This window comes from Mycobacterium kyogaense (genome assembly GCF_036946525.1).
In the GTDB taxonomy this organism is placed as follows: domain Bacteria; phylum Actinomycetota; class Actinomycetes; order Mycobacteriales; family Mycobacteriaceae; genus Mycobacterium; species Mycobacterium kyogaense_A.
The window spans coordinates 114,849-141,399 of record NZ_JAQIIY010000022.1 but is presented as its reverse complement, the minus strand read 5'-3'; the positions used below and the strand labels follow the sequence as shown (position 1 = coordinate 141,399).

Annotated in this window: 26 protein-coding genes; 5 read left to right on the top strand and 21 right to left on the bottom strand. The window is 68.5% G+C overall.

What is annotated here, in order from left to right; genetic code table 11:
* On the top strand, positions 1-726 hold a 726-nt coding region (locus PGN37_RS19395; RefSeq protein WP_335332627.1), incomplete at its 5' end, for an oxidoreductase.
* Positions 727-753: 27 nt separating this feature from the next.
* Here PGN37_RS19395 and purF read toward each other — a convergent pair.
* Both purF and PGN37_RS19385 read right to left on the bottom strand, forming a co-directional pair.
* Positions 754-2,295, bottom strand: a complete 1,542-nt coding sequence (gene purF, locus PGN37_RS19390; RefSeq protein ID WP_335332626.1) for an amidophosphoribosyltransferase — start codon at positions 2,293-2,295, stop codon at positions 754-756.
* A 121-nt stretch (positions 2,296-2,416) separates the two neighbouring features.
* Positions 2,417-2,809: a sterol carrier family protein gene (locus PGN37_RS19385; RefSeq protein WP_335332625.1), complete on the bottom strand. Its 393-nt coding sequence runs from the start codon at positions 2,807-2,809 to the stop codon at positions 2,417-2,419.
* A gap of 16 nt (positions 2,810-2,825) precedes the next feature.
* On the opposite strand from PGN37_RS19385, the gene PGN37_RS19380 reads away from it, so the two are divergent.
* Positions 2,826-4,019 (top strand): MCE family protein, encoded by a 1,194-nt coding sequence (locus PGN37_RS19380; protein WP_335332624.1) that lies wholly within the window; start codon positions 2,826-2,828, stop codon positions 4,017-4,019.
* Here the strand turns inward: PGN37_RS19380 and PGN37_RS19375 are convergent.
* The 6 genes from PGN37_RS19375 to PGN37_RS19350 are packed head-to-tail and all read right to left on the bottom strand — an operon-like array spanning position 4,009 to position 11,490.
* A complete protein-coding gene (locus PGN37_RS19375) occupies positions 4,009-4,632 on the bottom strand; it encodes an Rv0804 family intramembrane glutamic endopeptidase (protein ID WP_335332623.1) in 624 nt (207 codons plus the stop codon). The genes PGN37_RS19380 and PGN37_RS19375 overlap by 11 nt on opposite strands.
* Positions 4,629-6,347: an alpha/beta hydrolase gene (locus PGN37_RS19370; protein ID WP_335332622.1), complete on the bottom strand. Its 1,719-nt coding sequence runs from the start codon at positions 6,345-6,347 to the stop codon at positions 4,629-4,631. Before PGN37_RS19370 ends, PGN37_RS19375 begins: the two co-directional genes overlap by 4 nt.
* Positions 6,344-8,650 (bottom strand): phosphoribosylformylglycinamidine synthase subunit PurL, encoded by a 2,307-nt coding sequence (gene purL, locus PGN37_RS19365; RefSeq protein ID WP_335332621.1) that lies wholly within the window; start codon positions 8,648-8,650, stop codon positions 6,344-6,346. Before purL ends, PGN37_RS19370 begins: the two co-directional genes overlap by 4 nt.
* A gap of 10 nt (positions 8,651-8,660) precedes the next feature.
* Positions 8,661-9,857 carry a cation:proton antiporter domain-containing protein gene (locus PGN37_RS19360; RefSeq protein ID WP_335332620.1) on the bottom strand — a complete coding sequence of 399 codons (1,197 nt, stop codon included), beginning with the start codon at positions 9,855-9,857 and terminating at the stop codon, positions 8,661-8,663.
* A 19-nt stretch (positions 9,858-9,876) separates the two neighbouring features.
* Positions 9,877-10,221 (bottom strand): VOC family protein, encoded by a 345-nt coding sequence (locus PGN37_RS19355; protein ID WP_335332619.1) that lies wholly within the window; start codon positions 10,219-10,221, stop codon positions 9,877-9,879.
* Between the two features lie 15 nt (positions 10,222-10,236).
* Positions 10,237-11,490, bottom strand: a complete 1,254-nt coding sequence (locus tag PGN37_RS19350) for a M18 family aminopeptidase (protein WP_335332618.1) — start codon at positions 11,488-11,490, stop codon at positions 10,237-10,239.
* A gap of 52 nt (positions 11,491-11,542) precedes the next feature.
* Between PGN37_RS19350 and PGN37_RS19345 the strand changes: the two genes are divergently transcribed.
* Positions 11,543-12,538, top strand: coding sequence for a Dyp-type peroxidase (locus PGN37_RS19345; protein WP_335332617.1), 996 nt, complete (start codon positions 11,543-11,545; stop codon positions 12,536-12,538).
* Positions 12,539-12,663: 125 nt separating this feature from the next.
* On the opposite strand, the gene PGN37_RS19340 is transcribed toward PGN37_RS19345, so the two are convergent.
* The 5 genes from PGN37_RS19340 to PGN37_RS19320 form a co-directional block, all read right to left on the bottom strand.
* Positions 12,664-13,389 (bottom strand): hypothetical protein, encoded by a 726-nt coding sequence (locus tag PGN37_RS19340; RefSeq protein WP_335332616.1) that lies wholly within the window; start codon positions 13,387-13,389, stop codon positions 12,664-12,666.
* A 104-nt stretch (positions 13,390-13,493) separates the two neighbouring features.
* A complete protein-coding gene (locus PGN37_RS19335) occupies positions 13,494-14,378 on the bottom strand; it encodes an ATP-grasp fold amidoligase family protein (protein ID WP_335332615.1) in 885 nt (294 codons plus the stop codon).
* Positions 14,379-14,383: 5 nt separating this feature from the next.
* Positions 14,384-15,055, bottom strand: a complete 672-nt coding sequence (gene purQ, locus PGN37_RS19330) for a phosphoribosylformylglycinamidine synthase subunit PurQ (protein ID WP_335332614.1) — start codon at positions 15,053-15,055, stop codon at positions 14,384-14,386.
* A complete protein-coding gene (gene purS, locus PGN37_RS19325) occupies positions 15,052-15,294 on the bottom strand; it encodes a phosphoribosylformylglycinamidine synthase subunit PurS (RefSeq protein ID WP_335332613.1) in 243 nt (80 codons plus the stop codon). The genes purQ and purS overlap by 4 nt, the downstream gene beginning before the upstream one ends.
* A gap of 35 nt (positions 15,295-15,329) precedes the next feature.
* On the bottom strand, positions 15,330-15,974 hold the full coding sequence (locus PGN37_RS19320) for an ATPase (protein ID WP_335332612.1): 645 nt from the start codon (positions 15,972-15,974) through the stop codon (positions 15,330-15,332).
* A 50-nt stretch (positions 15,975-16,024) separates the two neighbouring features.
* On the opposite strand from PGN37_RS19320, the gene PGN37_RS19315 reads away from it, so the two are divergent.
* Positions 16,025-16,684, top strand: a complete 660-nt coding sequence (locus PGN37_RS19315) for an MBL fold metallo-hydrolase (RefSeq protein WP_335332611.1) — start codon at positions 16,025-16,027, stop codon at positions 16,682-16,684.
* Between the two features lie 15 nt (positions 16,685-16,699).
* Here the strand turns inward: PGN37_RS19315 and PGN37_RS19310 are convergent, their stop codons facing one another.
* The 5 genes from PGN37_RS19310 to PGN37_RS19290 form a co-directional block, all read right to left on the bottom strand.
* On the bottom strand, positions 16,700-18,340 hold the full coding sequence (locus PGN37_RS19310; RefSeq protein WP_335332610.1) for an FAD-binding dehydrogenase: 1,641 nt from the start codon (positions 18,338-18,340) through the stop codon (positions 16,700-16,702).
* 26 nt (positions 18,341-18,366) lie between these two features.
* On the bottom strand, positions 18,367-19,071 hold the full coding sequence (locus PGN37_RS19305; protein WP_335332609.1) for a DUF2334 domain-containing protein: 705 nt from the start codon (positions 19,069-19,071) through the stop codon (positions 18,367-18,369).
* 69 nt (positions 19,072-19,140) lie between these two features.
* Positions 19,141-19,626, bottom strand: coding sequence for a glutathione peroxidase (locus PGN37_RS19300; protein ID WP_335332608.1), 486 nt, complete (start codon positions 19,624-19,626; stop codon positions 19,141-19,143).
* A complete protein-coding gene (locus PGN37_RS19295) occupies positions 19,623-21,746 on the bottom strand; it encodes a S9 family peptidase (protein WP_335332607.1) in 2,124 nt (707 codons plus the stop codon). The genes PGN37_RS19300 and PGN37_RS19295 overlap by 4 nt, the downstream gene beginning before the upstream one ends.
* Positions 21,743-22,636 carry a phosphoribosylaminoimidazolesuccinocarboxamide synthase gene (locus PGN37_RS19290; protein WP_335332606.1) on the bottom strand — a complete coding sequence of 298 codons (894 nt, stop codon included), beginning with the start codon at positions 22,634-22,636 and terminating at the stop codon, positions 21,743-21,745. The genes PGN37_RS19295 and PGN37_RS19290 overlap by 4 nt, the downstream gene beginning before the upstream one ends.
* A 52-nt stretch (positions 22,637-22,688) precedes the next feature.
* On the opposite strand from PGN37_RS19290, the gene PGN37_RS19285 reads away from it, so the two are divergent.
* Entirely contained in the window at positions 22,689-23,321 is a 633-nt protein-coding gene (locus PGN37_RS19285; protein WP_335332605.1) for a hypothetical protein, read from the top strand.
* Here PGN37_RS19285 and PGN37_RS19280 read toward each other — a convergent pair.
* The 3 genes from PGN37_RS19280 to purB are packed head-to-tail and all read right to left on the bottom strand — an operon-like array spanning position 23,318 to position 26,537.
* Entirely contained in the window at positions 23,318-23,872 is a 555-nt protein-coding gene (locus tag PGN37_RS19280) for a DUF1707 SHOCT-like domain-containing protein (protein WP_335332604.1), read from the bottom strand. The two genes, PGN37_RS19285 and PGN37_RS19280, sit on opposite strands and share 4 nt — an antisense overlap.
* A gap of 8 nt (positions 23,873-23,880) precedes the next feature.
* On the bottom strand, positions 23,881-25,110 hold the full coding sequence (locus tag PGN37_RS19275; protein WP_335332603.1) for a cytochrome P450: 1,230 nt from the start codon (positions 25,108-25,110) through the stop codon (positions 23,881-23,883).
* Positions 25,107-26,537 (bottom strand): adenylosuccinate lyase, encoded by a 1,431-nt coding sequence (gene purB, locus PGN37_RS19270; protein WP_335332602.1) that lies wholly within the window; start codon positions 26,535-26,537, stop codon positions 25,107-25,109. The genes PGN37_RS19275 and purB overlap by 4 nt, the downstream gene beginning before the upstream one ends.
* Positions 26,538-26,551 lie beyond the last annotated feature (14 nt).

Sequence of the window (26,551 nt, the reverse complement as noted above, 5' to 3'; positions counted from 1 at the left end):
ACCTCGAAGGATTTCGTCACCGAGGAGGCCGAATCCGCGCGCAATGTGGTGGCCGCGGCCGAGAAGGCGGGCGTGCGCCGCATCGTGTATCTGAGCGGGCTGCACCCCGAGGGCGCCGACCTGTCGCGCCACCTGGGGTCGCGGGTCGAGGTCGGGGAGATCCTGCTGGCCTCGTCGATCGAGACGGTGGTGCTGCAGGCGGGCATCGTGATCGGGTCGGGGTCGGCGTCGTTCGAGATGGTTCGTCACCTCACCGACAGGTTGCCGGTGATGACGACACCGAAGTGGGTGCACAACAAGATCCAGCCGATCTCGATCGACGACGCGCTGTACTACCTCGCGGAAGCGGCGAGTGCTGACGTTCCGGAGTCACGTACGTGGGATGTCGGCGGGCCCGACGTCATGGAGTACGGCGACGCGATGCAGACCTACGCCGACGTCGCAGGTCTGCGCCGGCGCGTGATGGTGGTGCTGCCGTTCCTGACGCCGACGATCGCGAGCCACTGGGTGGGTCTGGTGACGCCGATCAAGGCGGGCTTGGCACGTCCTCTGGTGGAGTCGTTGGAGTGCGACGCGATCTGCCACGAGCACGACATCGACGCGGTGATCCCGCCGCCTGCGGCCGGGCTGTCCTCCTACCGCGACTCCGTCGTGGCCGCGCTAAAGGAGGACCACACGGGACGCAAGCATCTGCTGCGTTTCAGCAAAGTCACTGCGCCCCACTGACTTTCGACGCCGAAGCGACGTCAGGCGTCAGGGGCGCCGAAGGGCCGAGGCGTTGTCGTTCTCCGAGGAGATCGGCAATCCGCTGCGCGCCGCGGTCGCGAGCATGTGCTCGATGACGTTCTTGCCGAGCGCGGTCTCGCCGGGCAGCTCGATCGGGTAGTTACCGTCGAAGCAGGCCGAGCACAGGCGGGTGGCTGGCTGCTCGGTGGCCGAGATCATGCCCTGCTGCGAGATGTAGGCGAGGGTGTCGGCGCCGATCGCGTGGCGGACCGCGTCCAGCATCTCCTCGCCGGCGCCGTCGGCGGTGGCCGCGTTGGCGATCAGCTCGGCCGGGGTCGCGAAGTCGATGCCGTAGAAGCAGGGCCACTTCACCGGCGGGGAGGCGATCCGCACGTGCACCTCGACGGCACCGGCCTCGCGCAGCATCCGGATCAGGGCGCGCTGGGTGTTGCCCCGGACGATGGAGTCGTCGACCACGATGAGCCGCTTGCCGCGGATCACGTCTTTCAGCGGATTGAGCTTCAGCCGGATGCCGAGCTGACGGATGGTCTGCGACGGCTGGATGAAGGTGCGGCCCACGTAGGCGTTCTTCATCAGGCCCTGGCCATAGGGGATCCCGGATTCCTGCGCGTAACCGACGGCGGCAGGCGTCCCCGACTCGGGCACACCGATCACGAGGTCGGCGTCGACGGCGCTCTCGCGCGCGAGCCGGCGGCCGATGTCGACGCGGGTGGCGTGTACGGAGCGGCCGACGAGCGTGCTGTCGGGACGGGCCAGGTAGACGTACTCGAACACGCAGCCCTTGGGCGTGGGGTTGGCGAACCGTGTGGACCGCACGCCGTCGGCGTCGATCGCGAGTAGTTCGCCGGGTTCGATGTCGCGCACGAACGATGCGCCGACGATGTCGAGGGCGGCGGTCTCGGAGGCGACCACCCAGCCGCGGTCGAGCCGGCCGAGCGACAACGGCCGCACGCCGTAGGGGTCACGCGCGGCGTAGAGGGTGTTCTCGTCCATGAAGGTCAGGCAGAAGGCGCCGCGGACGGTCGGCAACAGTTCCAGCGCGGCCTGTTCGAGCGAGGAGTCCGCCGCGCCGTGGGCCAGCAGCGCTCCGAGGATGTCGGAGTCGGTGGTGGCCGCTACCGCGCCGCGGTTGCCCATCAGGCCTTCGTCGCGGGCGCGCGCGGCGAGCTCGGCGGTGTTGACGAGGTTGCCGTTGTGTCCCAGCGCCACACCGGTACCCGCCGCGGTATTACGAAACACCGGTTGGGCGTTCTCCCACGTGGTGGAGCCGGTGGTGGAGTATCGGCAGTGCCCGACGGCGACGTGCCCGGGCATCGCAGCGAGCGTCTGCTCGTCGAAGACCTGACTGACCAGACCGAGGTCTTTGAAGACCAGCACCTGCGAGCCGTCGGCGACCGCGATTCCTGCGGCCTCCTGTCCCCTGTGTTGTAGGGCATAGAGGCCGTAGTACGTGAGTTTGGCCACTTCCTCACCGGGTGCCCAGACTCCGAAGACTCCGCACTCTTCTCGAGGCTCGTTCTCTTGCTGATCGGGCTGCTCGGCGGTCACGATCGTCGCTGCTCCCTAGGGGCGGTGGGTGACGGTCGCCAGTCTACGGTCAACCGCGCTCAAACGCGGAATCTCGCCGCGCCGTAGTCGTCAACGACGCCGACCGCGTGCCGATTCCCTGTCACTCCGGTAGCGCGACGATCGGCAGCGCCGCCGAGATCTCGCGAGCTCGTGAGCCGGACAGCGCGATGGCGCCGGCGGCGGCCGCGTCGTCGAGGGTGCACAGACCGGTGGCGAGCAACAGCCAGGTGCGTGGGTCCGTTTCGACGATGTTGGGCGGGTTGCCGCGGGTGTGGCGCGGCCCGTCCACGCACTGGACCGCGACGAAGGGCGGGACTCTCACCTCGACGGACGCACCGGGCGCCACCGCCGCGAGCGTTCTCGCCGTCGCGCGTACCGCTTCGGCAAGCTGGGGTCGCGGCGGGGCCTCGGCGTGCTCATCGCGCAGCCAGTGCGCCACCGCCTCCACCGCGGCGCGGGTCTTTACCGGATCGGCAGCACGGCGAACGGCCATGATCTAGGTTCTCAAAGTGTCTGTAGCCCGGGACGCACCGCCCTATCGGCGGCTGGGCGCGCTGATGCTCGTGGTGATCGCTGTCCTCGGCGCAGCGCTGTTCCTGCAGTTCCGGGGCGCCTTCACGGCGTCGTCGACGGTGACCCTCCTCTCGGACCGGGCGGGGCTGGTCGTCGAACGCGGCGCAAAGGTCACGTTCAACGGCGTCGAAATCGGTCGGGTGGCCCAGATAGTGCCCGATCGCAGCGGCGCCCGCCTGACGCTGGACGTCGACCCCGACGTGATGGCCGTCATCCCCGCCAATGCGGGGGCCGAGATCCGGGCGACAACGGTGTTCGGCAACAAGTACATCTCGCTGATGTCACCGAAAATACCAGCGACACAACGGCTCTCCGACGGCAGCGTGCTGCAGGCCGCGGCGGTGACCACGGAGTTCAACACCTTGTTCGAGACGGTCACCGAGATCGCCGAGCAGGTCGATCCGGTGAAGCTGAACCAGACGCTGAGCGCGACCGCCGAGGCCTTGCACGGATTGGGCGACCGGTTCGGCGGATCGCTGGAGAACGGCAACCGCATCCTGACGGAGTTCGACGATCTGATGCCGCAGTGGCGGGCGGACGTGCGCTCGCTGACAGCCCTGGCGGACATCTACGCCGATGCCGCTCCGGATCTGTGGGACGGGCTCTCCGCGGCAGTCACCACGGCGCGCACGGTGAATGCGCGGTCGGGCGACATCGACGCCGCGTTGATGGCGGCGGTCGGCTTCGCGGAGCCGGCGACCTCCGCGTTCGAACGCGGCGGCCCGTACCTGATCCGGGGTGCAGCCGACCTGCTGCCCACCTCGAAGCTGCTCGACGACTACCGCGGCATGATGTTCTGCACGATCCGCAACTACGCAGAGGTGGCCCCGGAGATCACCCGAGTCCTGGGCGGCGACAACGGCTATTCGCTGCGCTCGGCGGGCACCATCACCGGGGCGGGTAATCCGTTCGTCTACCCCGACAATCTGCCTCGAGTCAATGCGCGGGGCGGCCCCGAGGGCCGACCCGGGTGCTGGCAGAAGATCACCCGGGAGTTGTGGCCGAATCCGTATCTGGTGATGGACACCGGGTTCAGCCTGGCGCCCTACAACCACGTGGAGCTGGGCCAGCCTCTGCTCGTCGACTATGTCTGGGGCAGGCAGGTCGGCGAGCACACGATCAATCCGTGACGCGGCGCGAGATCAGCACCGCCGCAACGGCTCCGGCCTCGTTGACGGCGAGGTGGGCGAGCATCGGTGCCGCCAGGCTGCCAGACCTGTCCCGCAGCCAGGAGAAGATCCAGCCCGCCGCGCCGGTGACCAGCACCGTGCCGGGCACCGATTCGCCGGCGGCGCGGGCGTCGGGAACGTGGGAGAGGCCGAAGACCGCCGCGGTGAACCAGCGCCCGCCGACGACGCCGAACGCACGTTCGGCCACGGAGCCCAGCGCCGCACGGTAGCCTGCCTCCTCCGACCACACGGTGCCCAGCGGGATCTGAAGGAGCAGCCACCGTGCGGGCGACGAGGGTGGTGTGCGCGCTGCGATCCCCGCGCGCACTGGCGCCAGCGTGGTCGAAAGCGTCACTACGGCAACGACAACGCCGGCCGCCGCACTCCCCCAGCGCAGCCCCCGGGTCAGGGCAGGTGGACGGAGGCCGAGCGGGGCGCCGGTCGACCTCACCGCGGCGGTGCCGAGCAGCAGGTGCGGAGCCGGATGCCAGCGCTGCGGGATCCGCGGAGCCACCACGCTCCACCCCAGGAGCACACCGGCGAGCGAAAACGCCTGGCGGCGTTCGCTGTTCACTGGCCGTCCTCGGCCTCGGTGCGCTGCATCGCGGCCCGGATGCGTTCGGTGTCCGACGGTGTCCACCCGGGAGGTGGCGCTACCGCCGCCCAGCCGTCGAGGATGAAGTCGCCGTAATTGTGGCCGTGGCCCCCAGGCACCGAGGAGGCGTTGGTCATGTCGGCGGCGACCTGCCAGAACGTGATGATCGGGTACCAACGCATCGAGGCGGTCCGATCCCGCCCGGGCGGTTCGGCCAGCCAGTCGGGTCTGCTGAACAGCAGATCTTGCGACCACCACACGATCGGGTCCGAAGGGTGTTGCAGGAATAGCACTCTGGTGCCCTCCCACGGTTCCGCGGCGTCACGAGCGATCTGGGCCGCGTCGTTGCCCATCGAGAAGCGCACGGTGCGGCCGTTGTCGTAGCGGGGATGCACTTCGGGGGTGCCGGGATCACGCCGCACCGTGATCGCGTGCCACAGCGAGCTCGCGTTGGGCGGCCCCACCCACAGCACCGAAGAGAAGCCCATCCGGGAGATGTCGGGCAGCCAGTCGAACGCGCCCTGGCCGGCCATCGAGCCCAGGCTCTCGCCGTAGAGCAGCAGCTGCGGGCGGCGCTGCGGAGGCAGTGTCGCCCAGCGGTCGTGGATGGCGTCGATCATCAGCCGGCCGAACTCGACCGACTTGCGCTGATCGCCGATGAACGAAATCCAGCTCGGCAGAAAGGAGTACTGCGATCCGACGATCGCGGTGTCGCCGTTGTACATCATCTCCAGCGAGCGCGCTGCGATCGGGTTGATCCATCCGGTGCCGGTGGTGGGCGCGATCACGAGTACCTTGCGGTCGAATGCTCCGCTGCGTTCGAGTTCGCTCAGCAGCACCGCCATCCTGGCCTGGTCGTCGTCCGCGGTCTCCAGTCCGACGTAGACGCGCACCGGTTCTCTGGCCGGCCTGCCGTTGATGGCGGTGAGCTCGGCGGCGCTGGGCCCAGTGGCCACGAAGCTGCGGCCCTGATAGCCCAGGGTATCCCAGGGCGCGAAAGATTCTGGGCTACCGGATCTTTCCGGCTCCTGCGGCTGGCTGATGCCGGCCATGGTGGTGGCATTCTGGGGCTGGAAGACCCGGTTGGCGCCGGCCAGGAACCCGCGAAGCAGCACACCGTTGACGAGCGTGATGACCAGCACGACGACGATCGCGGTGCCGATGAACAGGGCGAGTTCGTCGGAGATGCGCCACCGCCGGATGAGGTAGCGGGCGAGCGTGCGGATCAGGTCGATCAGCGCCCGGGTGACCGCGACGCACAGGCCGCCGATGACCGCGGCGAGCACCAGGGTCCGCAGATAGCTCGCGGTGCTGGGGCCGGGCAGGCCCATCAACGCCGACACCTGGCGCTGCCAGCCCGCGGCGGGGATCACCATCAGTACGCAGGCCAGCAGCGAGAGCACCACGGTGCCCGTCTTGAGTGCCGAGGACACCCTCAGCGACGGGGGCCACCAAGCACGCTTGGCGAGGACGAACCGGCGCGCCATGCGGGCGAGAAAGACTCCGATGCCATAACCGATCGCGGCGTTGATGCCGCCGATCAGCCCCTGGAACAGCCAGTCGCGAGGCAGCAGGGAAGGGGTCAGCGACAGGCAGAAGAACAGCGCGGCGAACGCGATGCCGGTGAAGTCCAGCCGCAGCAGGCCCCACGCCCAGACGTAGAGAGGGTGTGTGGTGGACTCCCGGGAGGTCACCCGAACAACCCGGGCAACACACCTTCCGACGTCTGCCGCAGTTCCTGCAGGGTGACCGTGAACAGCCCTTGCACCTCGACCGAGGGCTCACCGCCCTCGGGACCCTGGTCGACGACACCGACGCGGGTGGCCGGCAACCCGCGTGCCTCGCACATCGCGGTGAATCTGCTCTCCTCGGTGCGCGGTACCGCGACCAGGACGCGGCCGGCCGATTCGGAGAACAGCGCGACGAACGGGTCCGAATCGTCGGGAAGGATGAGGCGGCAACCGGTTTCGCCGGTCAGGGCGCCTTCGACGGCAGCCTGGATCAGACCGCCCTCCGACAAATCGTGGGCCGCGGAGACCAGCCCGTCGCGGGAGGCGGCGGTCAGCACCTCGGCCAGCAGCCGTTCGCGTCCGAGATCGACACGGGGTGGCACGCCGCCGAGATGGTCGGCGGTGACCTGCGCCCAGATGGAGCCGTCGAACTCGTCGTGGGTGTCGCCGAGCAGGATCAGCGTCTCCCCGGGTTCGGTGCCGAATCCGGTGGGGATGCGGCGCTTCACGTCGTCGATGACGCCGAGGATGCCGACGACCGGGGTCGGCAGGATCGGCGTCGTCCCCGTCTGGTTGTAGAAGCTGACATTGCCACCGGTGACCGGAATGCCCAGTGCCGCAGCACCATCGGCGAGACCGCGGACAGCCTGGGAGAACTGCCACATCACGCCGGGGTCTTCGGGCGAGCCGAAGTTCAGGCAGTTGGTGACGGCGACGGGGGTGGCGCCGGTGACGGCGACGTTGCGGTACGCCTCGGCCAGGGCCAGCTGGGCACCGGTGTAGGGATCGAGTGCGGTGTAGCGGCCGGACGCGTCGGTGGAGATCGCGATGCCGCGGCCGGTCTGCTCGTCGACGCGCAGCACTCCACCGTCGGCGTTCTCGGCCAGCACGGTGTTGCCCCGCACGTAGCGGTCGTACTGCTCGGTGATGAACGCGCGGCTGCACAGGTGCGGGCTGCCGACCATCGCCAGCAGCGTCGCGCGCAGCTCGTCGCCGGTCACGGGGCGTGGCAGCGTCGCCGAAGTGTCGGCGTTGAGCGCATCCTGGGTGTCGGGACGCTGCACCGGCCGCTCGTAGACCGGCCCCTCATGGGCGACGGTGCGCGGCGGGACGTCGACGACAGTCGCTCCGTGCCAGGTGATTTCGAGCCGCTCGCCGTCGGTGACCTCACCGATGACGGTGGCCAGCACGTCCCATTTGCGGCACACCGCGAGGAACGCGTCGACGTTCTCGGGGGTCACCACCGCGCACATGCGTTCCTGGGACTCGCTGGACAGGATCTCCGCGGGGGTCATGTTGGCCGCACGCAGCGGCACCCGGTCCAGCTCGACGCGCATTCCGCCGTCGCCGGCCGAGGCCAATTCGGATGTTGCGCAGGACAATCCAGCGCCACCGAGATCCTGGATACCCACCACGAGGTCCGCGGCGTACAGCTCCAGGCAGCACTCGATGAGTACCTTTTCGGTGAACGGATCGCCCACCTGCACGCTGGGCAGCTTCTTGCGGCCCGCGCCGCTCTCGTCGCCTCCGAACGTCTCGGACGCGAGCACGGACACGCCGCCGATACCGTCGAGACCGGTGCGCGCACCGAACAGGATGATCTTGTTACCCGCGCCGGAGGCGAAGGCGAGCTTGAGGTCCTCGGTCCGCAGCACCCCGACGCACAGCGCGTTGACCAGTGGGTTGCCGGCGTAGCTCGCGTCGAACACGGTCTCGCCGCCGATGTTGGGCAGTCCGAGCGAGTTGCCGTAGCCGCCGACACCGCGCACCACTCCGTCGAGCACGCGGCGGGTGTCGGGGGCGTCGGCAGCGCCGAAGCGGAGCTGATCCATCACCGCGACCGGGCGGGCGCCCATCGCCATGATGTCGCGGACGATGCCTCCGACGCCGGTGGCCGCGCCCTGATAGGGCTCGATGTAGGACGGGTGGTTGTGGGATTCGACCTTGAACGTCGCCGCCCAGCCGTCGCCGATGTCGACGACGCCGGCGTTCTCTCCGATGCCGGCGAGCATCGCTTCACGCATCTTCTCGGTGGTCGTCTCCCCGAAGTAGCGCAGGTGGACCTTCGACGACTTGTAGGAGCAGTGCTCACTCCACATCACCGAATACATCGCGAGTTCGGCGTCGGTGGGGCGACGGCCGAGGATCTCGCGGATTCGCGCGTACTCGTCGGCTTTGAGGCCGAGCTCGCGGAACGGCTGCGGCTGATCGGGGGTGGAAGCGGCGTGGTCGACCGTGTCGACTTCGTGGGTGAGCCCGGACGTCACGCCGGACAGTCTAGTTCGCGGCCTGCGACAAGCGTGCCGCGGCGGACGGTGCGATCAGCCCGTGGATGACGACGCTGCCCAGGACCACGACCACCATGACGGCCAGCGCGTCGTGCTCCTCGGCCCCGTCGAGCACGTTGTAGGCCAGCAGCCCGAACACGATGGTCGAGGTTCCACGCGGACCCAACCAGGCCAGCATCATCCGTTCCCGCCAGGAGAAGCGCGATCGCAGCATGGCCAGCGCGACCGGAAGAACCCGCACGACCGTCAGTGCGAGCAGGCAGAAAACCACCGTCTGCCAGGACACTCCACGTTCGACGGCGAGGACGGCGACGGCACCCACGACGAACCACATGATCGCCGAGAGGAGGAATCCGATGTCGTCGACGAACTCCAGCTCCTCGTGCCAGGACGAGGAGCGGCGCAGGTAATGGAACGTGATCCCGCAGACGAATGCGGAGACGAACCCGTTGCCGTCGAACGCGAGGCTCAGCCCGTAGGCCAGCATCGGCGCAGTGACCAAGATCATCCGCACGCTCTGACCCGTCATCCAACCGCGCCGGGTCGCGCCGTTGATCGCGACGGCGAGCAGCGCACCGACGGCGCCGCCGACGACGATCGCGGTCAGGGCCTGGGGCACGGCTGAGCCCAGCGCGCGCAGCGGTGTCTCGGTGTGCAGGTCGCCGCCCGACAGCGCGAGCGCGAAGATGAACACGGGGGCGACGATGCCGTCGTTGTAGCCGGCTTCGACGTTGAGGACGTTGCGCACCCGCTCCGGCACTCGCGCGTCGCGCAGGATCGTCGCCGCCGGCGCGAAATCGGTCGGCACCACCGTGCAGGCGATGACCAGCAGCACGGCGAAGGACAGCTCGGGCAGCATCCACGCACCGAGCAGTACCGACAGTCCGAGGCTGAGCGGCATGGCGAGGAACAGCACGCGCAGCGCGGCGCGGGGCTCGCGGCCGAACAGCCCGCCACGGACGTCGGTGGCGTCGACGAACAGCAGCACCGCGAGGATGATCTCGGCGCCGTGCTGGGCGACGTCGGCATTGAGCGCGACGGCCAGCGCGTCGGAGGTGGTGAAGCCCGCGGCCACGCCGGCGAGGATCAGCACGACCGGCGCTGTGACGCGGGCCCGTTCGAGCCGGCCCGCGCCGAGCGCCCACGCGGCGAACACCGCCGCGAAGGCGATCAGCGAGATCAGCACACGCAGATCTTGCCAGCGGCTACCCGCCGACGATGCAGAACGCGTTGCCTTCCGGGTCAGCGAGCACCACCCAGTCGAACGCTGCGATGCTGTGCCGTCCGGTTTCTCGCGCGCCGAGTCCGACCAGACGCGTCACCTCGGCCTCCTTGTCGGTCGTATGCAGGTCGAGGTGCACCCTGTTCTTGCCGGGCGTCGGATCGGGCACCCGCTGGAAGCCCAGCATGGGGCCGTTGTCCCGGGCGACCATGACGAATTCGCCTGGCGCCTCGGCATTGACACGCCCGCCGACCGCATCGGCCCACCAGGCCGCCAGCGCATCGGGATTCGAACAGTCGAAGGTGATCATCGCGACATCGAGTGACATGCCGCCGACCCTAGGTCAGGCCGGTGACAGGAACGCCGCGAGCGCGGCCGAGTAGTCCGCGACGTCCGCGGCACCCATCACTTCACGCGCCGAATGCATGGCCAGCTGCGCCGCACCGACGTCGACGGTCGGAATTCCGGTGCGCGCGGCGGTCATCGGACCAATCGTCGAGCCGCACGGCAGGTCGGCCCGGTGCTCGTAGCGCTGCAGCGCCACCCCGGCCTGCTCGCATGCCAGCGCGAACGCCGCCGCGGTGCGTCCGTCGGTGGCGTAGCGCAGGTTGGGCTGGACCTTGAGCACGGGCCCGGCGTTCACCTCGATCAGGTGGCCGGGTTCGTGGCGTTCCGGATAGTTGGGGTGGGTGGCGTGCGCCATGTCGCCGGAGGCGACCATCGAGGTCGAGCAGCGACGCAGGAAGTCCTCGCGGCCGCCGCCTGCGGCCAGGGTGATCCGTTCGAGCACTGTCAGCAGCAGATCGGACTGTGCGCCGTGGTCGGATTGCGAGCCGACCTCTTCGTGGTCGAACAGCACCAGCACCGGTGTCACGTTCGACGCTTGCGCCGCGAGGAACGCCTCCAGCCCGGCGTAGCAGGTCGCCTGGTTGTCCAGACGCGGCGCGCTGACGAGTTCTCGGTCGACCCCGGTGAGGCGCGACGGGCTCAGGTCGTGGGTCATCAGGTCGAAGCCGAGCACCGCGTCGGCGTCGACCTCGGCGCGCTCGGCGACGTAGTCGAGGAACGAGCGCGGACCACCGATGCCCCAGACCGCGTTCACGTGCCGCTGCGGGTTCAGCTCGACACCTTTGCGGTCCTCGGAGAGATGGATGGCCAGCTGCGGAACGCGCAGGATCGGGTCGTCGATGCGTACCAGGACGTCCTCTGCGGAGGCGCCGGTACGGACGGAGAGCCGGCCGCTGAGGCCGAGGTCACGGTCGAGCCAGGAGTTCAGCCATGCGCCGCCGTAGGGCTGTAGCGCGACCACCTGCCAGCCCGCGACGGTCCGGTCCGGATGCTGCTTGACCCTCAGGTTGGGGCTGTCGGTATGCGCGCCGACGATCCGGAACGGCTGGTGCTGCTCGCCGGTCGAGCGCCAGGCGATCAGGGACCCGGCACGGATGACGAAGTAGTCGCCCGCCCCGCTCCACGCATCGCCCTCGGACAGTTCGGTGAACCCGGCCGCGAGCAGACGCGCGGCAGCGGTTCGGCAGGCGTGAAACGGCGACGGGGACGCGTCGATGAACTCACACAGACCCTGCGCATCAGCCGCCATGGTTCTTCATCTTCGTCGATCGCCGGAATTGATCATGATTTAGGGTCGCTGTGTGCCCGCCCCTCTCCCGCAGCCGGTGCTCGCGCCGCTGACCCCGGCCGCGATCTTCCTCGTCGCGACCATCGACGAGGGCGGCGAGCAGGCGGTGCACGACGCGCTGGGCGACATCGCGGGGCTGGTGCGCGCGATCGGTTTTCGCGACCCGAGCAAGCATCTGTCGGTGGTCACGTCGGTCGGCTCCGAGGCGTGGGATCGGCTGTTCTCCGGGCCCCGGCCGGCCGAGCTCCATGCGTTCGTCGCGCTCGACGGTGGCCGCCACCGGGCCCCGTCCACACCGGGCGATCTGCTGTTCCACATCCGCGCGGCGTCGATGGATGTCTGCTTCGAGCTGGCGACCAAGATCGTCGCCGCGATGGGTCCGATCACCGTCGTCGACGAGACGCACGGCTTCCGGTTCTTCGACAACCGTGACCTGCTCGGATTCGTCGACGGCACCGAGAATCCCGACGGTCCACTGGCGGACAGCGCGACCCAGATCGGCGACGAGGACCCGGATTTCGCGGGCGCCTGCTATGTGCACGTGCAGAAATACCTGCACGACATGGCCTCGTGGAATGCGCTGTCGACCGAGGATCAGGAGCGGGTGATCGGCCGCACCAAACTCGACGACATCGAACTCGACGACGCAGTCAAGCCCGCCAATTCGCACGTGGCGCTCAACGTGATCGAAGACGACGACGGCACCGAACTGAAGATCGTGCGGCACAACATGCCGTTCGGTCAGATCGGGCGCGGCGAGTTCGGCACCTACTTCATCGGATACTCCCGCTCGACCGCGGTCACCGAACGCATGCTGACGAACATGTTCATCGGTTCGCCGCCGGGCACCACCGATCACATCCTGGAGTTCTCGACGGCGATCACGGGGTCGCTGTTCTTCACCCCGATCCAGGACTTCCTCGACGACCCACCGCCGCTTCCCGTGTCGGAGCCGGAGCGACCCACCGGGTCTCTGGCCATCGGCAGCCTGAAAGGACAACCGCAATGAACAACCTGTACCTGGAGCTGGCTCCGATCACCGACTGACCCCCAACCGCGAGCGTGCGTGTCTGCACCCAACACGCCAGCGCAACATGGCATTTCGCGCACGCTCGCTCGCACCGAAGCGATCTGTCAGCGCAATGCGTTGAGTCGCTTGGCCGCGCGCCCGTCGGTCAGCTCCTCGCGAGCCTCAGGGTGGCGCCAGTAGAACTGCACCAGGTTTCGTAACGCTGCACCGCCGGGTGTGTAGGCAGAGGCCGTGAACGTCAGCACGGTGTCATCCGACAGGATGACCACAATCGCACTCGGCGGGGATTTCTTCGGTTGCGGCGCTTCTGAGGTCACGTCCTTCACCGATGACCAATCAGCCGATTGCGGGCGCCAACCCTCCAGGAATTCGAACCCTTGCTCGGTTAGCCGTAGACGACTCATGCTGCCGCGGCGCAGGTTTCGCCACAGCATCGGCGCGATCCCTACCACGAGGAAAGACGCCGTGAAGGGCAGGGCATAGCGCATATTCGGTGGGACCGGAATCGCGAGGCGCCCCGCCGGAAGAAGTATCAGTATCAACATCGAAGACATGAGGGCACCAGCCATCCCCACCTGCAAGGGAATCTCGATCCCCCGATCAGGCAGGAACGTCGTTCCCTCACCGTCGGAACGCACGCGTGGCTTCACTCGGCCCGGAACGTTCTTGAAAGCGGGAAGGACGAACCCCAGGCAGAAGATCGATCCTCCCAGCGCCACCAACCCGCTCGGCACCTCCAGCTTCGCGAACTGGACGCACGCAACTGCCGTGGTGAACGCAGCTAGAGCGCCCAACACGACAGCCGACCAGACGACAACGGATGACTTCATCTGTGGCAAACCACGTTGCCGATGATGCCGCCTAGATAGCAAAAACCCCAACCACCCAGCACGTCGCCGATACCCGCCCCCCCAGACCTCCAAGTGCGTGCGCGCTAGTACCGCCGCGGCACCGTCCAGGGGAGGCCGAACTCCAGGTTGAACGTCTCCGGATCGAACGGGCTGTCTCCTCCCGCAGGGAAACTGGTCAGCTCTCCGAAGACGACTCGTCCGCCGACGTCGTACAGATCGACCCGGACGAAATCGGTTTCAGCACCTAGCTTCTCCGCGACCTCGATCATCTCGGGCAGACGACCAGGCCGAGAAGGTTCGACGTCGGCGCATGGTGCACTGCCCTGCAACGCGAGGTGCGTCCAATCCGCAGTGAAGAAATCCTGCGTGCGGGAACCGAATCGACCCCTGTCCACCTGAATGAACCTGCAGACGCCATGGAAGACGAAGAACTTGTAATCGTCGGGGATGTCCCCGTCGTCGCCGGTGAGCAACTCCTCGACGATCACGCGTCTCGGGATCTGTCCGTACACCCACTCCCGGTTGGGCCCCTGCCCGTACAGCTGCGCCATCCAACCCGCGGTAATCCGAATCAGGTCAGCATGATTCGCGACCGACGGCCGGACGTGCGAATACACCCAGCTGCCGGGCTCACTCGGTAGCCGCGCCGTAGGCGACGCTCGATCGGAGACGACGATGGCCGCTCCGCTGCCATGCGTCGGCTTCACGACATATGCGGCCGGCAACGCCAAGGCGCGCAACGCCTCCGGGTCGTCGAGGATCGCATACACCCGCGGGAGGTAGCGGTCACCCACGATGCCGGCGACGTAGTCACGCACAGCAGCCTTGTCGGCGAACGTGACGACCAGGGGGCGGTGATCCCGCAGCATCTTGTACCGCACCTTGTCGCGGAACGTGCGCGGATTACGTGTCCGCCACAGCCGGACCGCGCGCACGAGGGGGCTGCGTTCGCGCCAGCGCACGGGCACCGGCGTCAGGAGACCAGGATCGCGTCCAGCGCCGAATAGAACAGACCGAGCCCGTCGTCAGACGGTCCGGTCAGCGCCTCGGTGGCGTGCTCGGGGTGCGGCATGAGGCCGACGACGCGGCCGTTGGCCGAGCTGACGCCGGCGATGCCACGCATCGAGCCGTTGATGTTCTCGCGATACCGGAAGACGACCCGACCCTCGCCCTCGAGTTCGTCGAGCACCTGCTCGCTCGCGACATAGCGGCCTTCGCCCGACTTCAGCGGCACGAGCAGGTCAGCGCCCTGTTCGTAGCGCGTCGACCACGCGGTCGTGTTCGATGCGACTTCGAGCCACACGTCGCGGCAGACGAAGTGCAGACCGATGTTGCGGGTGAGCGCGCCGGGCAGCAGACCGGCTTCGCACAGCACCTGGAAGCCGTTGCAGATCCCCAGAACCGGCATACCGCGTTCCGCGGCGGCCACCACCTCACCCATCACCGGCGCGAAGCGGGCGATCGCGCCGCACCGCAGATAGTCACCGTAGGAGAAGCCACCGGGCACGATGACGGCGTCCACGCCCTTGAGGTCGGCGTCGGCATGCCACAGGTTGACCGCCTCGCCACCGGCGAGGCGCACCGCGCGCGCCGCGTCGATGTCGTCCAGCGTGCCGGGGAATGTGATCACGCCCACTCGGGTCATGCGCCGTCCTCCCGGGTGACCGTCCAATCCTCGATCACCGTGTTGGCGAGCAGCGATTCCGCGATCGCAGCGAGCTTCTCGTCGTCGACCGCGCCGTCGACCTCGAGCTCGAATCGCTTGCCCTGCCGCACATCTGAGATGCCGTCGAAGCCGAGCCGACCCAGCGCGCCGACGATCGCCTGCCCCTGGGGGTCGAGGATCTCGGTCTTCGGCATGACGTGAACCACCACTTTTGCCACGCGGACACTCTACCTGCGGCGACCGCAGGCCCGCCTCACCGGCACGAGCCCAGGTAGGCGGCGCACAGCGGTGCCGCCATCGTCTCGAAGACCTGGGCATCGGGTACCGCGCGCCACTCGACCCGCGCAGGCAGCGTGGTCCACAGTGCTACCTCGACGATGGTGCTGCTGGCCGGGTCTGCCAGCAGGTAGACACGCATCACCCGGCTGCCCGTCTCGCTGATCACGGCGGCGATTCGGTCCACCTCGTGGGTGGTCAGCGACGGCGACACCCCATCCCCGCAGGTCGCCAGCGCGATACGCGCCTTCTCCAACACCTCGAGTGTGGTCTGGCCACCGGTGACGGTGTCCCCGCGCCAGTGGATGACCTGCACCTGCAGGTTCCACTGACCGTCCGGGTTGGGCGCGGTGGCGCGCGCGGCGACGGCGTAGCGGCGCGGATCGGAGGACGAGTCGGGGGTGACGCACCATGACTCGAATTCGAATCGCGGCGCCGGGGCGGTGACCGCCAGGCCGGGCAGCGACGGCCACCGGTAGATCGAGGCCAACGGCAGGGAACTCGGCTCGACCCACGCCGAATCGGGGATGGCGTCGCAGGTCGGCGGGCAGAAGCCGGGCACCGCATTCGCGCCGCCGGGCACCAAGAACACCCCCGAGAACGCCACCGCCAGTGTGAGCATCCATCGCATCCGCACTACCCCCGCTCCCCTGTGCGCGCCAGACTATAGGCATGCAGCTCACACACTTCGGCCATTCCTGCCTGTTGGCGAGCTTTTCTGACGGTGCTCAGCCCGGTGGCGACACGACGATCCTGTTCGATCCGGGCAATTTCTCCCACGGCTTCGAGGGCATCACGGGACTGTCGGCGATCCTGATCACCCACCAGCATCCCGATCACGCCGACCCGGAGCGGTTGCCCGCGCTACTGGAGGCCAATCCGCAGGCCGCGCTGTACGCCGATCCGCAGACCGCGGCGCAACTCGGGGAGCCGTGGCGGGCCGTTCATGTCGGCGACACGCTGTCGATCGGGCATCTCACCGTTCGCGGGGTGGGCGGTCGACACGCGGTGATCCACCCGGAGATTCCGGTGATCGACAATATTTCGTATCTCGTCGGCGACGCCGGACATGCCGCCCGGCTGATGCACCCTGGCGACGCGCTGTTCGTTCCGGACGAGCCGGTCGATGTGCTCGCCACCCCGGCGGCCGCGCCGTGGATGAAACTCTCCGAAGCTGTCGACTTCCTGCGCGCGGTGAACCCGACACGGGCGGTGCCGATCCATCAGGCGATCGTGGACCCGATTGCGCGACCGATCTTCTACGGCCGGCTCAAGGAGATGACGAGCACCGATTTCCAGGTCCTCGAGCCGGAGAGCGGCACCGAGTTCTGACCGCGACCAGGAGATCTAGCCCACGTCGCGGGCGGCGGCGCGGCCGGCCGCGCGCCCGGAGAACACGCATCCACCGAGGAACGTGCCTTCTAGCGAGCGGTATCCGTGCACACCGCCGCCGCCGAAACCCGCTGCCTCCCCGGCGGCGTAGAGCCCGGGCACCGGGGCGCCGTCAGCACTCAGGGCCCGGGAGTCGAGATCGGTTTGTAGACCGCCCAACGACTTTCGCGTCAAGATGTGCAGCTTCACCGCGATCAGCGGACCTGCCTTCGGATCGGTGAGCCGGTGCGGCGCGACGACGCGGCTCACCCGGTCGGGCAGGTACGCGCGCGCCCCGCGGATCGCGGTGATCTGACTGTCCTTGGTGAACTTGTTCGTCACCTCCCGGTCGCGTGCTGTCACCTCCGCCTCGACCGTCGCGAAGTCCAGCGGCACCACATCGGGCACGGCGTTCATCTTGGCCACCAACTCGCCCAGCGTGTCGGCGGTGACGAAGTCGACCCCCTTGTCGACGAAGGCGTGCACCGGCGCGGGACCCTTGCGGCCGCGTTCGAGGACCAGGCGCACACTGCGACCGGTCAGGTCCGGGTTCTGTTCCTGCCCCGACAGGCCGAACTCCTTGTCGATGATGCGCTTGTTCAGGACGAACCAGGTGTAGTCCTGACCCGTGCGGCAGATGTACTCCAGCGTCCCGAGGGTGTCGAAGCCCGGATACAGCGGGACCGGCAGACGCCGACCGGTGGCGTCGAGCCACAGTGACGACGGGCCGGGCAGGATGCGGATGCCGTGGTGTGCCCAGATAGAGTCGTAGTTCGTGATGCCCTCGGTGTAGTGCCACATCCGGTCGCTGTTGATCATGTGTGCGCCGGCCGCCGTGGAGATTCCGAGCATCCGACCGTCGACATGCTCGGGGACACCGCTGAGGAGTTGTTCGGGGACTCGACCCATACGGGCCGGCCAGTTCGCCCGCACCAGGTCGTGGTTGCCGCCGATGCCGCCACTGGCGACGACGACTGCCTGGGCGCGAAACTCGAACTCGCCGATGCTGTTTCGCGATGACGGGGCTCCGCGTACCGCGGATGACGGCTCGAGCACCGCCCCGCGCACCCCCACGACGGCCCCGTTCTCGACGATGAGTTCGTCCACGCGGTGACGGTGAGCGAACCTGACGAGCGGCCCCGTCAGACGGCGGGCGAAGATGTCGACAAGGCCGGGCCCGGTGCCCCAGGTGATGTGGAACCGGGGCACGGAGTTGCCGTGGCCGCGGGCGCCGTAGCCTCCGCGTTCGGCCCACCCGACCATCGCGAAGATCTTCAGCCCGCGGTCGCGGAGCCAGCTGCGTTTCTCTCCGGCCGCGAAGTCGACGTAGGCGTGCGCCCACTGCCGCGGCCAGTGGTCCTCGGGCCGGTCGAAGCCGGCGGTGCCCAGCCAGTCCTGCAGAGCCAGCTCGTGACTGTCCCGGATGCCGAGGCGCCGCTGCTCGGGACTGTCGACGAAGAACAGCCCGCCGAAAGACCAGAACGCCTGTCCGCCGACATTGGCGGCGTTCTCCTGGTCGACGATGAGGACGCGACGGCCCCGCTCGACCAGCTCGCATGCCGCGACCAGACCGGCAAGGCCGGCGCCGACCACGATGACGTCCGCATCATCTGCCATGCGGCCAATGTAGCGAGCCGAACCCCTCAGGCGGCGTCGGACAGCGCAGCCGGGGTGCGCCAGGCGTACACAGTGGGCGCGCAACCGTGCATCAAGGCCAGGTCGGCGGCGTCGAGCATGGCCTGCCGGGGACCCGGGCGGCGCAGATGCCGCGCGGCGACGGCCACCCGGACGACGCCGTCGCGGCGCGCGGTGCGCTCGGCGGCGAGCACGACGGTGCGGCACCACCACGGTTCGGTCAGGAATCCCTCGCCGATGCCGAGCACCCGGGCGCGGACCGTCGCGCCGCTGACCAGATCGGTGATGCCGCCCAGCCCCGCCATCACGCGGAAACCGTTGCGCGGCAGCGCAGTGACGGTACCGTCGGAGACATTCCAGCCGGGCGCGGCGAACAATCGGGTGCGCAGCCCGAGATGTTCGAGGACCCGGTCTGCGGCCATCAACCTCAGGTTGGCCTCGTGCGCGGGCAGTGTCGCGAACTCGCCGCGCCGCGCCTTGGTGGCGGCTTCGTCGTACCCGTGCAGGACGATCGCGTCACCGGCGTCGCGGCGCTGGCCGAGCCAGGCGACGGTGTCGGGGTCACGGTCGAGCCGGTATCCGCCCTTCAGACGGGGCGCCACCAGGAACGATGCCGGGACGCCACGCCGCGCGAGTTGCCCGTGGAATGCTGCGACGTCGTCGATGGTGCGGTCGCTGACTCCGGAGATCGAGACGATCAGTTGTCCTGCCACCCCGGCAGTGTCGCAACGCCAGGTGTCGCAATGGACAACTCCGTCACTCGTGTCGCTGAACTATGTCAGCTACCCGAGCACGGCCTCGATCGCCGCGATGACCTCCGGCGCGTCGGGTGCGGTGCGGGGCCGGAACCGTGCGACCACCTCACCGCCGGGCGCGAGCAGGAACTTCTCGAAGTTCCACTGCACGTCGCCTGCCTCGCCGCTGCCGTCGGGAGCCTCGGTCAGCGCCGCGTAGAGCGGGTGCCGGTCGGGTCCGTTGACGTCGGTCTTGGCCAGCAGCGGGAACGTCACCCCGTAGGTCGTCGAGCAGAACGTCTGGATCTCCTCGGCGGTGCCCGGTTCTTGACCCATGAACTGGTTGCAGGGCACCCCGATCACCGTCAGACCGCGGTCGCGGTAGTCCTTGGCGAGGTGTTCCAGCGCGCTGTACTGCGGCGTGAGGCCGCATTTGGACGCGACGTTGACCACCAGCGCGGCGCCGCCGGCCAGGTCACCCAGCGTTGTGGTCTCGCCGTCGAGAGTGGTGAGGGGGATGTCGGTGATCGTCATGGGGCAGACGCTACGTCGGCCCCACGCAATCCCGCCACGTCGAGCATCCACGCGTACTGGAATGCGGTCTCCTTCCAGCGTTCGTAGCGTCCGCTGATGCCTCCGTGGCCGGCGTTCATCTCGGTCTTCAGCAGCACGCGGGCACCGTCACTGCCGGGGTCGAGCTGCGCATGCCGCAGTGCGGCGACCCACTTCGCGGGTTCGACGTAGTAGACGCGGGTGTCGTTGAGCGACGTCATCGCCAGGATCGCGGGATAGCGCTTGGCTTCGACGTTCTCGTACGGCGAGTACGACTTCATGTACCGGTAGACCTCGGCATCGTCGAGCGGATTGCCCCACTCGTCCCACTCGGTGACCGTCAGCGGGAGTGACGGATCGAGGATCGTGGTCAGGGGGTCGACGAACGGCACGGCGGCCAGGATGCCGGCGAACAGGTCGGACGCCATGTTGGCGACCGCGCCCATCAGCAGGCCTCCCGCGCTGCCGCCATAGGCCACCATCGTCTCGGCCGTGGTGACGCCCGTGTCGACGAGATGCTGGCCGGCGGAGATGAAGTCGGTGAAAGTGTTCCGCTTCTCCAGCAGCTTGCCGTGCTCGTACCAAGGCCTGCCCAGTTCACCACCGCCGCGTACGTGTGCGACCGCGTACACCATTCCGCGGTCGAGCAGCGAGAGCCGCGCGATCGAGAACCGCGGGTCTTCACACGATTCGTAGGCGCCGTAGCCGTAGAGCAGCAGCGGCGCGGGCGAGGTGACGCCGACCCGGTGAATGATCGACAACGGCACGCGCGCACCGTCTTCGGCGATCGCCCAGTCCCGGCGTTCGACGTACTCCTCGGGCCGGTAATCGCCGAGCACCGGCTGCTCGCGCAGCAGCACGCGCTCACCGGTGGCGAGGTCGAGGTCGTAGATCCGGACGGGCGTGACGAACGATGTCGCCCCGATCCGCAACCGCGGCGCCGTCCAGTTGGGGTTCGCGGACAGCCCCACCGACATCAGCTCGGAGTCGAAGCTGACCTCGCGCGCCTCGCCGTAGCCGCGTCCCTGCAAGGGCCACAGTTGAATTCGCGGTAACGCCTCGCTGCGGTAGCTCACCACCAGCAGGTCGGAGAATGCATCGACGGCGTCGAGGCGGACATCGTCGCGATGTTCGATGAGGGTGCGTGTGGCCGAGAGGTCGGTGACCGGCGCCTCGACGAGGGTAAAGTTCTCCGCACCGTCGTTGTGCAGGATGAGGAATCGGTCCTCGTCGGCGACGACGGCGTGTTCGATGGAGTATTCGACTCCGTCGCGCCGGGGCCACACGACGGTGAAGTCGGCGTCGGCGTCGTCGGCGTCGGCGTAGCGCATCTCGGAGGTGATCGCGCTGCCCGCCGCGATCATCACGTACCGGTTGCTGCGCGTGCGTCCGCAGGCGACCCAGAACCGTTCGTCCGGCTCGTGGTAGACCTTTTCGGCCGGCAGGCCGGCGCCGAGCCGGTGCCGCCACACCGTGTCCGGCCGCCAGGCGTCATCGACGGTCACGTAGTAGACGGTCTTGTTGTCGGCGGCCCAGGTGGCTCCTGCGCCGATCCCGACGATCTCGTCGTCGTAACGCTCGCCGGTCCGTAAGTCTTTGAAACGCAACGTGTATCGCTCGTCTCCGATGACGTCGACGGAGTAGGCGAGCACGTTGCCGTCGACGCTGACGCTCGCAGCGCCGAGGGAGAAGAAGTCGTGCCCCTCGGCTTCGACGTTCTCGTCGAGCAGGACCTGTTCACCGGGGATGTCGGTGTCTTCGGTCAGGTGAGGCGGGGTCCAGTCGTCGGGGTCGGCGACGGGGCACCGGCAGTGCACGCCGTACTGCTTGCCGGCGAAGCTGCGCCCGTAGTACCACCAGTCGCCGCGCCGCGTCGGCACCGAGAGATCGGTCTCCTTGGTGCGGGCTTTGATTTCGTCGAAGATGGCCTGCCGCAACGGAGCGAGATCCGCGGTGACGTGCTCGGTGAACGCGTTCTCGGCCTCGAGGTGCTCGATCACCCCGGCGCTGTCCTTCTCCCGCAGCCACTCGTAGGGGTCGACGAACACGTCGCCGTGATGCTCTCGTCGATGTTCGACGCGTTTGGCCACCGGCGGTTTCACCGCTGTCCTCCGATCCAGTCTGCGAAGCTCCGGCCCGAAATGCGTTCGTAGGCTTCGATGTAGCGCGACCGCGTCGCCTCGACGATGTCGTCGGGCAACGGTGGCGGGGGCTGTTCACCGTGGCGGTCCCAGCCCGACTGCGGGCCGGTCAGCCAGTTGCGGACGAACTGTTTGTCGAAGCTGTTCTGCACGGCGCCTTCGGTGTAGTCGTCGGCGCGCCAGTAGCGCGACGAGTCGGGGGTGAACACTTCGTCGGCGAGCGTCAGCACACCGTCGGCGTCGACCCCGAATTCGAACTTGGTGTCGGCGACGATGATGCCCGTGGTGAGCGCGTGCTCGGCGCCGTGGCGGTAGGTCTGCAGTGTGAGGTCGCGAAGCTCTCCGGCGCGGTCGCTGCCGACGAGGTCGACGACGTCGTCGTAGCTGATGTTGACGTCGTGGTCACCGAGGTCGGCCTTGGTCGCCGGGGTGAACAGCGGCTCGGCGAAGCGGCTCGCCTCCGTCAGCCCCGGCGGCAACTCGATGCCGCAGACACTGCCGGTGTTCTGGTAGTCGATCAGGCCCGAGCCGGCCAGGTAGCCACGCGCGACGGCCTCGACGGGCAGCATGTCGAGTTGGCGCACCAGCAGCGCGCGGCCCAGCACCTCCTCGGGAATTCGCGGATCGTCGGGTGGCCCGGCGAGGTGGTTGGGCACCGGCAGGAAGTCGAAGAAGAACACGCTCATCGCGGTGAGGATGCGGCCCTTGTCCGGGATCTGGCTGTCGAGGATGTAGTCGTAGGCGGAGATGCGGTCCGTGGCGACGAAGAGCAGGTGTCCCTCGTCCACCCGGTAGAGCTCACGAACCTTGCCGCTGGCCAGGTGCTGGTAGTCGGACAGAGCGGGACGCATCGGGTCAGCCTATCGGTCCATCGGAGGCGCTCTGTGTGCTGTGATCGATCGCATGAAATCCCGGTGGATTCCCTATGCCACGACGCCCGCGCGGCTGCTGCGGCAGCTGTTCAGCGACGTCGTCATCGTCGCCTGGACCACCGTCTGGGTGTTCGTCGGCCTGGCGGTGCACTCGGCCGTGGCGGTGATCGCCGAGTTCGGCTACCAGGTGCAGAGCGGCGCCAACGGTGTGGCCGGCAATCTGGACTCGGCGGGCAACAGCGCCGGCGACGTGCCCCTCATCGGCGACTCGCTGGCCAAGCCGCTCAGCGCCGCGGGCGACGCCGCCAGGGAGATCGCCGGCGCCGGCCAGTCGCTCGGTGTGACCGCGGGGTGGCTGGCCTGGCTGTTGGCGCTGGCGGTGGCCGCTCCCCCGATCCTGGCGTTGATGATGCCGTGGCTGTTTCTGCGGGTGCGGTTCTTCCGCCGTCAGTGGACCGCAGTGACATTGGCATCGACGCTCGCCGGCGAGGAACTGCTCGCGCTACGTGCGCTGGCCAACCGTCCGCTGCCCAAGCTCGCCGCCGTCACCGCCGACCCGGTCGGCGCGTGGCGCAGCCAGGATCGGACGGCGATCCGCGGGCTGGCAGCCCTCGAGTTGCGGGCGACAGGCATCAGGGCCGCGAGCTTTCGAGCCCCGGACTAGCGCAGGAACCGGCGCAGCGTCGTACCGAACGGGTGCCGCACGGTGAGGGAGCCGAACCGCACCGTGCCGGTCACGACGAGATGCAGTCCGGCCGGCGTCTGGGTGGTGGGCACCTTCACCGACATCGACGAAGCGAAGTGGTTCACGCCGTTGAGGTCAGCGGTCGCGCCGTCGGGCAGGATCATGTCGGTGGAGCTGCAGTAGTCGTCGACGTCGATGCGCACCACCGGACCCGGCACCACGGCGGAGGTGAAATCGAGCGTCGTCGAACACATCCGGGTGGTCACCCGAAGATGCGGTGGCACGGTCCATTGCCCTTTACGGGTGATGCTCGACATCCAACTGCGCACCTCCTCGGGCGCGGAGGCCGGAACCGGTTGACGGCGTACGTGAGGCAGGTCCGCGATCACGGTGTCCAGTTCGCCGCGGGTGCGCGCAGCCAGCGCGACGTCGGCACGATCGCTGTATTCGTCGAGTGTCAGCATGCCGTGGCCCACCGCCTGCTCGAGAATCTGCATCACCGCACTGCGATCGGCGTCGGACGCTCTCATGTCCGGAGTCACTTCTCCATCACTACCATCAGATGCCGCAAACCGGTGTGCCGGTTACTCCTCGTCCATTCGACCGGCTCGACCAGCCGCATCGCGGAGAACCGACTCAGTAGCTCGGAGAAGATCACCCGCAGCTCCAGCCTGGCCAGGTTGGCGCCCAGGCAGTAGTGCACACCCTGCCCGAAACCCAAGTGAGGGTTGGGCTTTCGGGTGACATCGAACCGGTCGGGGTGATCGAACACCGCCGCGTCGCGGTTGGCCGACCCCTCCCACACCAGAACCTTCTGCCCGGCCTCGATGTGGTGACCGCCCAGCGTCGTGGGCCGGGTCGCGGTGCGGCGCTTCGACGGCGACGGCGAGGTCCACCGCACCATCTCCTCGATCGCGGTCGGCAGCGCGGCCGGCTCGGCGCGCACCGCGGCGTAGGCGCCGGGGTTCTCGATCAGGGCGAGCAGCCCGCCGGCGATCGCATTGCGGGTGGTCTCGGCCCCGGCGCTGAACAGCAGGCTGAAGAACAGGTAGCTCTCTAGGTCGGTCAGCTCGGGGTCGGCGGAATTGACCACCACCGACAGCATGTCGTCGGTGGGTGCGGCCTTCTTCGCGGCGATCAGCTCCTGGCCGTAGGCGAACATCCGGGAGCCGGCCTCCTCGACGGACAGGCGTGAGATGGTGGCGCTGCGCGCGTTGCCGAAGTCGAAGCTCGGCTCGATGGCTTCGAACAGCCAATGCCGTTCGGATTCAGGCACTCCCAGCAGGATGCAGATCATCTGCATGGGGATCTCGGCGGCGATCTCGGTGACGACGTCCACGGGCGCCCCCGGCCGGACGTCGTCGAGCAGGCGGTGAACTCGGACCCGCAGGTCCTCCTCGACGCGTCCGATCATCCGCGGCGTCAGGCCGGAGCTGACGAGACGGCGCACCGCGGCGTGGCGCGGGTCGTCCATCATGTTGAGCAGCTGGCCGGCGATCGGCAGGTCCTGCAGCAGGGTGCCACCGAAGGGCCGCTCACCACCGGTCACCGACGAGTAGGTATCCGGATCGCGCAGCACGGCAAGGGTTTCCGCGTGGGTGGCTACCGACCAGAAACCCTCCCCGTCAGGGGTGTTCTCCGTGGGTGGGTGCCAGTACACGGGGGCGTGCTCGCGGTGGCGCGCGAACAGCCGGTGGGGAAAGCCCGCGGCGAAGTTGTCGAGATCGGTGAGGTCGATCCCGGTGAACGCCTCCGCGGCCGCCGTCACAGAATGGCGCCCGAGGTGTAGTCGGCTGCACCCGGATAGCGCGCGACCAGATCGTCGACGGCGGCGATCACCCGGTCCACCTGATCCGCGGCCGCGCCGCTGAAGGCCGCCTTGTCGGCCAGCGCTCCGTCGAGGGCCGCACGGTCCAGGGGCAGCCGCGGGTCGGCGGCCAGCCGGTCCAGCAGGTCGGGTTCTGCGCCGCGCTCACGCATCGCGAGCGCCACCGCGACCGCATGTTCCTTGATCACCTCGTGCGCGGTCTCGCGGCCCACGCCCGCACGCACCGCGGCGATCAGGATGCGCGTCGTCGCCAGGAACGGCAGGTACCGGTCGAGCTCGCGCTGGATCACCGCGGGATAGGCGCCGAACTCGTCGAGCACGGTCAGGAACGTCTCGGTCTGCCCGTCGATGGCGAAGAACGCATCGGGCAGCGCGACGCGGCGCACCACCGAGCAGAACACGTCGCCCTCGTTCCACTGCGCGCCGGCCAATTCCGCTGTCATCGAGGCATATCCGCGCAGGATCACCTGCAGCCCGTTGACGCGCTCGCAGCTGCGGGTGTTCATCTTGTGCGGCATCGCCGACGAACCCACCTGGCCGGGCGCGAACCCTTCGGTGACCAGTTCGTGGCCGGCCATCAGCCGGATCGTGTGCGCGAACGACGACGGGCCCGCACCGAGCTGCACGAGTGCCGACACGACGTCATGGTCGAGGGAGCGCGGGTACACCTGGCCGACGCTGGTCAGGATGTCGGTGAAGCCGAGGAACTGCGCGACCCGCGTCTCGAGCTCGGCCAGCCGGGCGGTGTCGCCGTCGAACAGGTCGAGCATGTCCTGGGCGGTGCCCATCGGCCCTTTGATGCCCCGCAACGGATAGCGGGCGATGAGTTCCTCGACGCGGCGCAGTGCGACCAGGGTCTCCTCGGCCGCGGAGGCGAACCGCTTGCCCAGCGTGGTGGCCTGGGCTGCGACGTTGTGGCTGCGGCCGGCCATCACGAGGTCGCGGTAGAGCGCGGCCCGCTCGGCGAGCCGGGCGGCGACGGCGATGCCGCGGGCGTGCACGAGTTCCAGTGACCGCCGGATCTGCATCTGTTCGACGTTCTCGGTGAGGTCGCGGCTGGTCATGCCCTTGTGCACGTGCTCGTGGCCGGCTAGTGCGTTGAACTCCTCGATGCGCGCCTTGACGTCGTGGCGCGTCACCCGTTCCCGCGCCGCGATGGAGTCCAGGTCGACGTTCTCCAGGACGCGCTCGTAGTCGTCGACCACCCCGGCGGGGACCTCCACACCCAGTTCGGCCTGCGCCCGAAGCACGGCCAGCCACAGCCGGCGCTCGGCGACGATCTTGGCTTCCGGCGACCAGATCGCCACCATCTCCTCGCTGGCATAGCGATGGGCCAGGACATCAGGAATGGACGCGCGGTTGCTCACGGCCCAACAGCCTA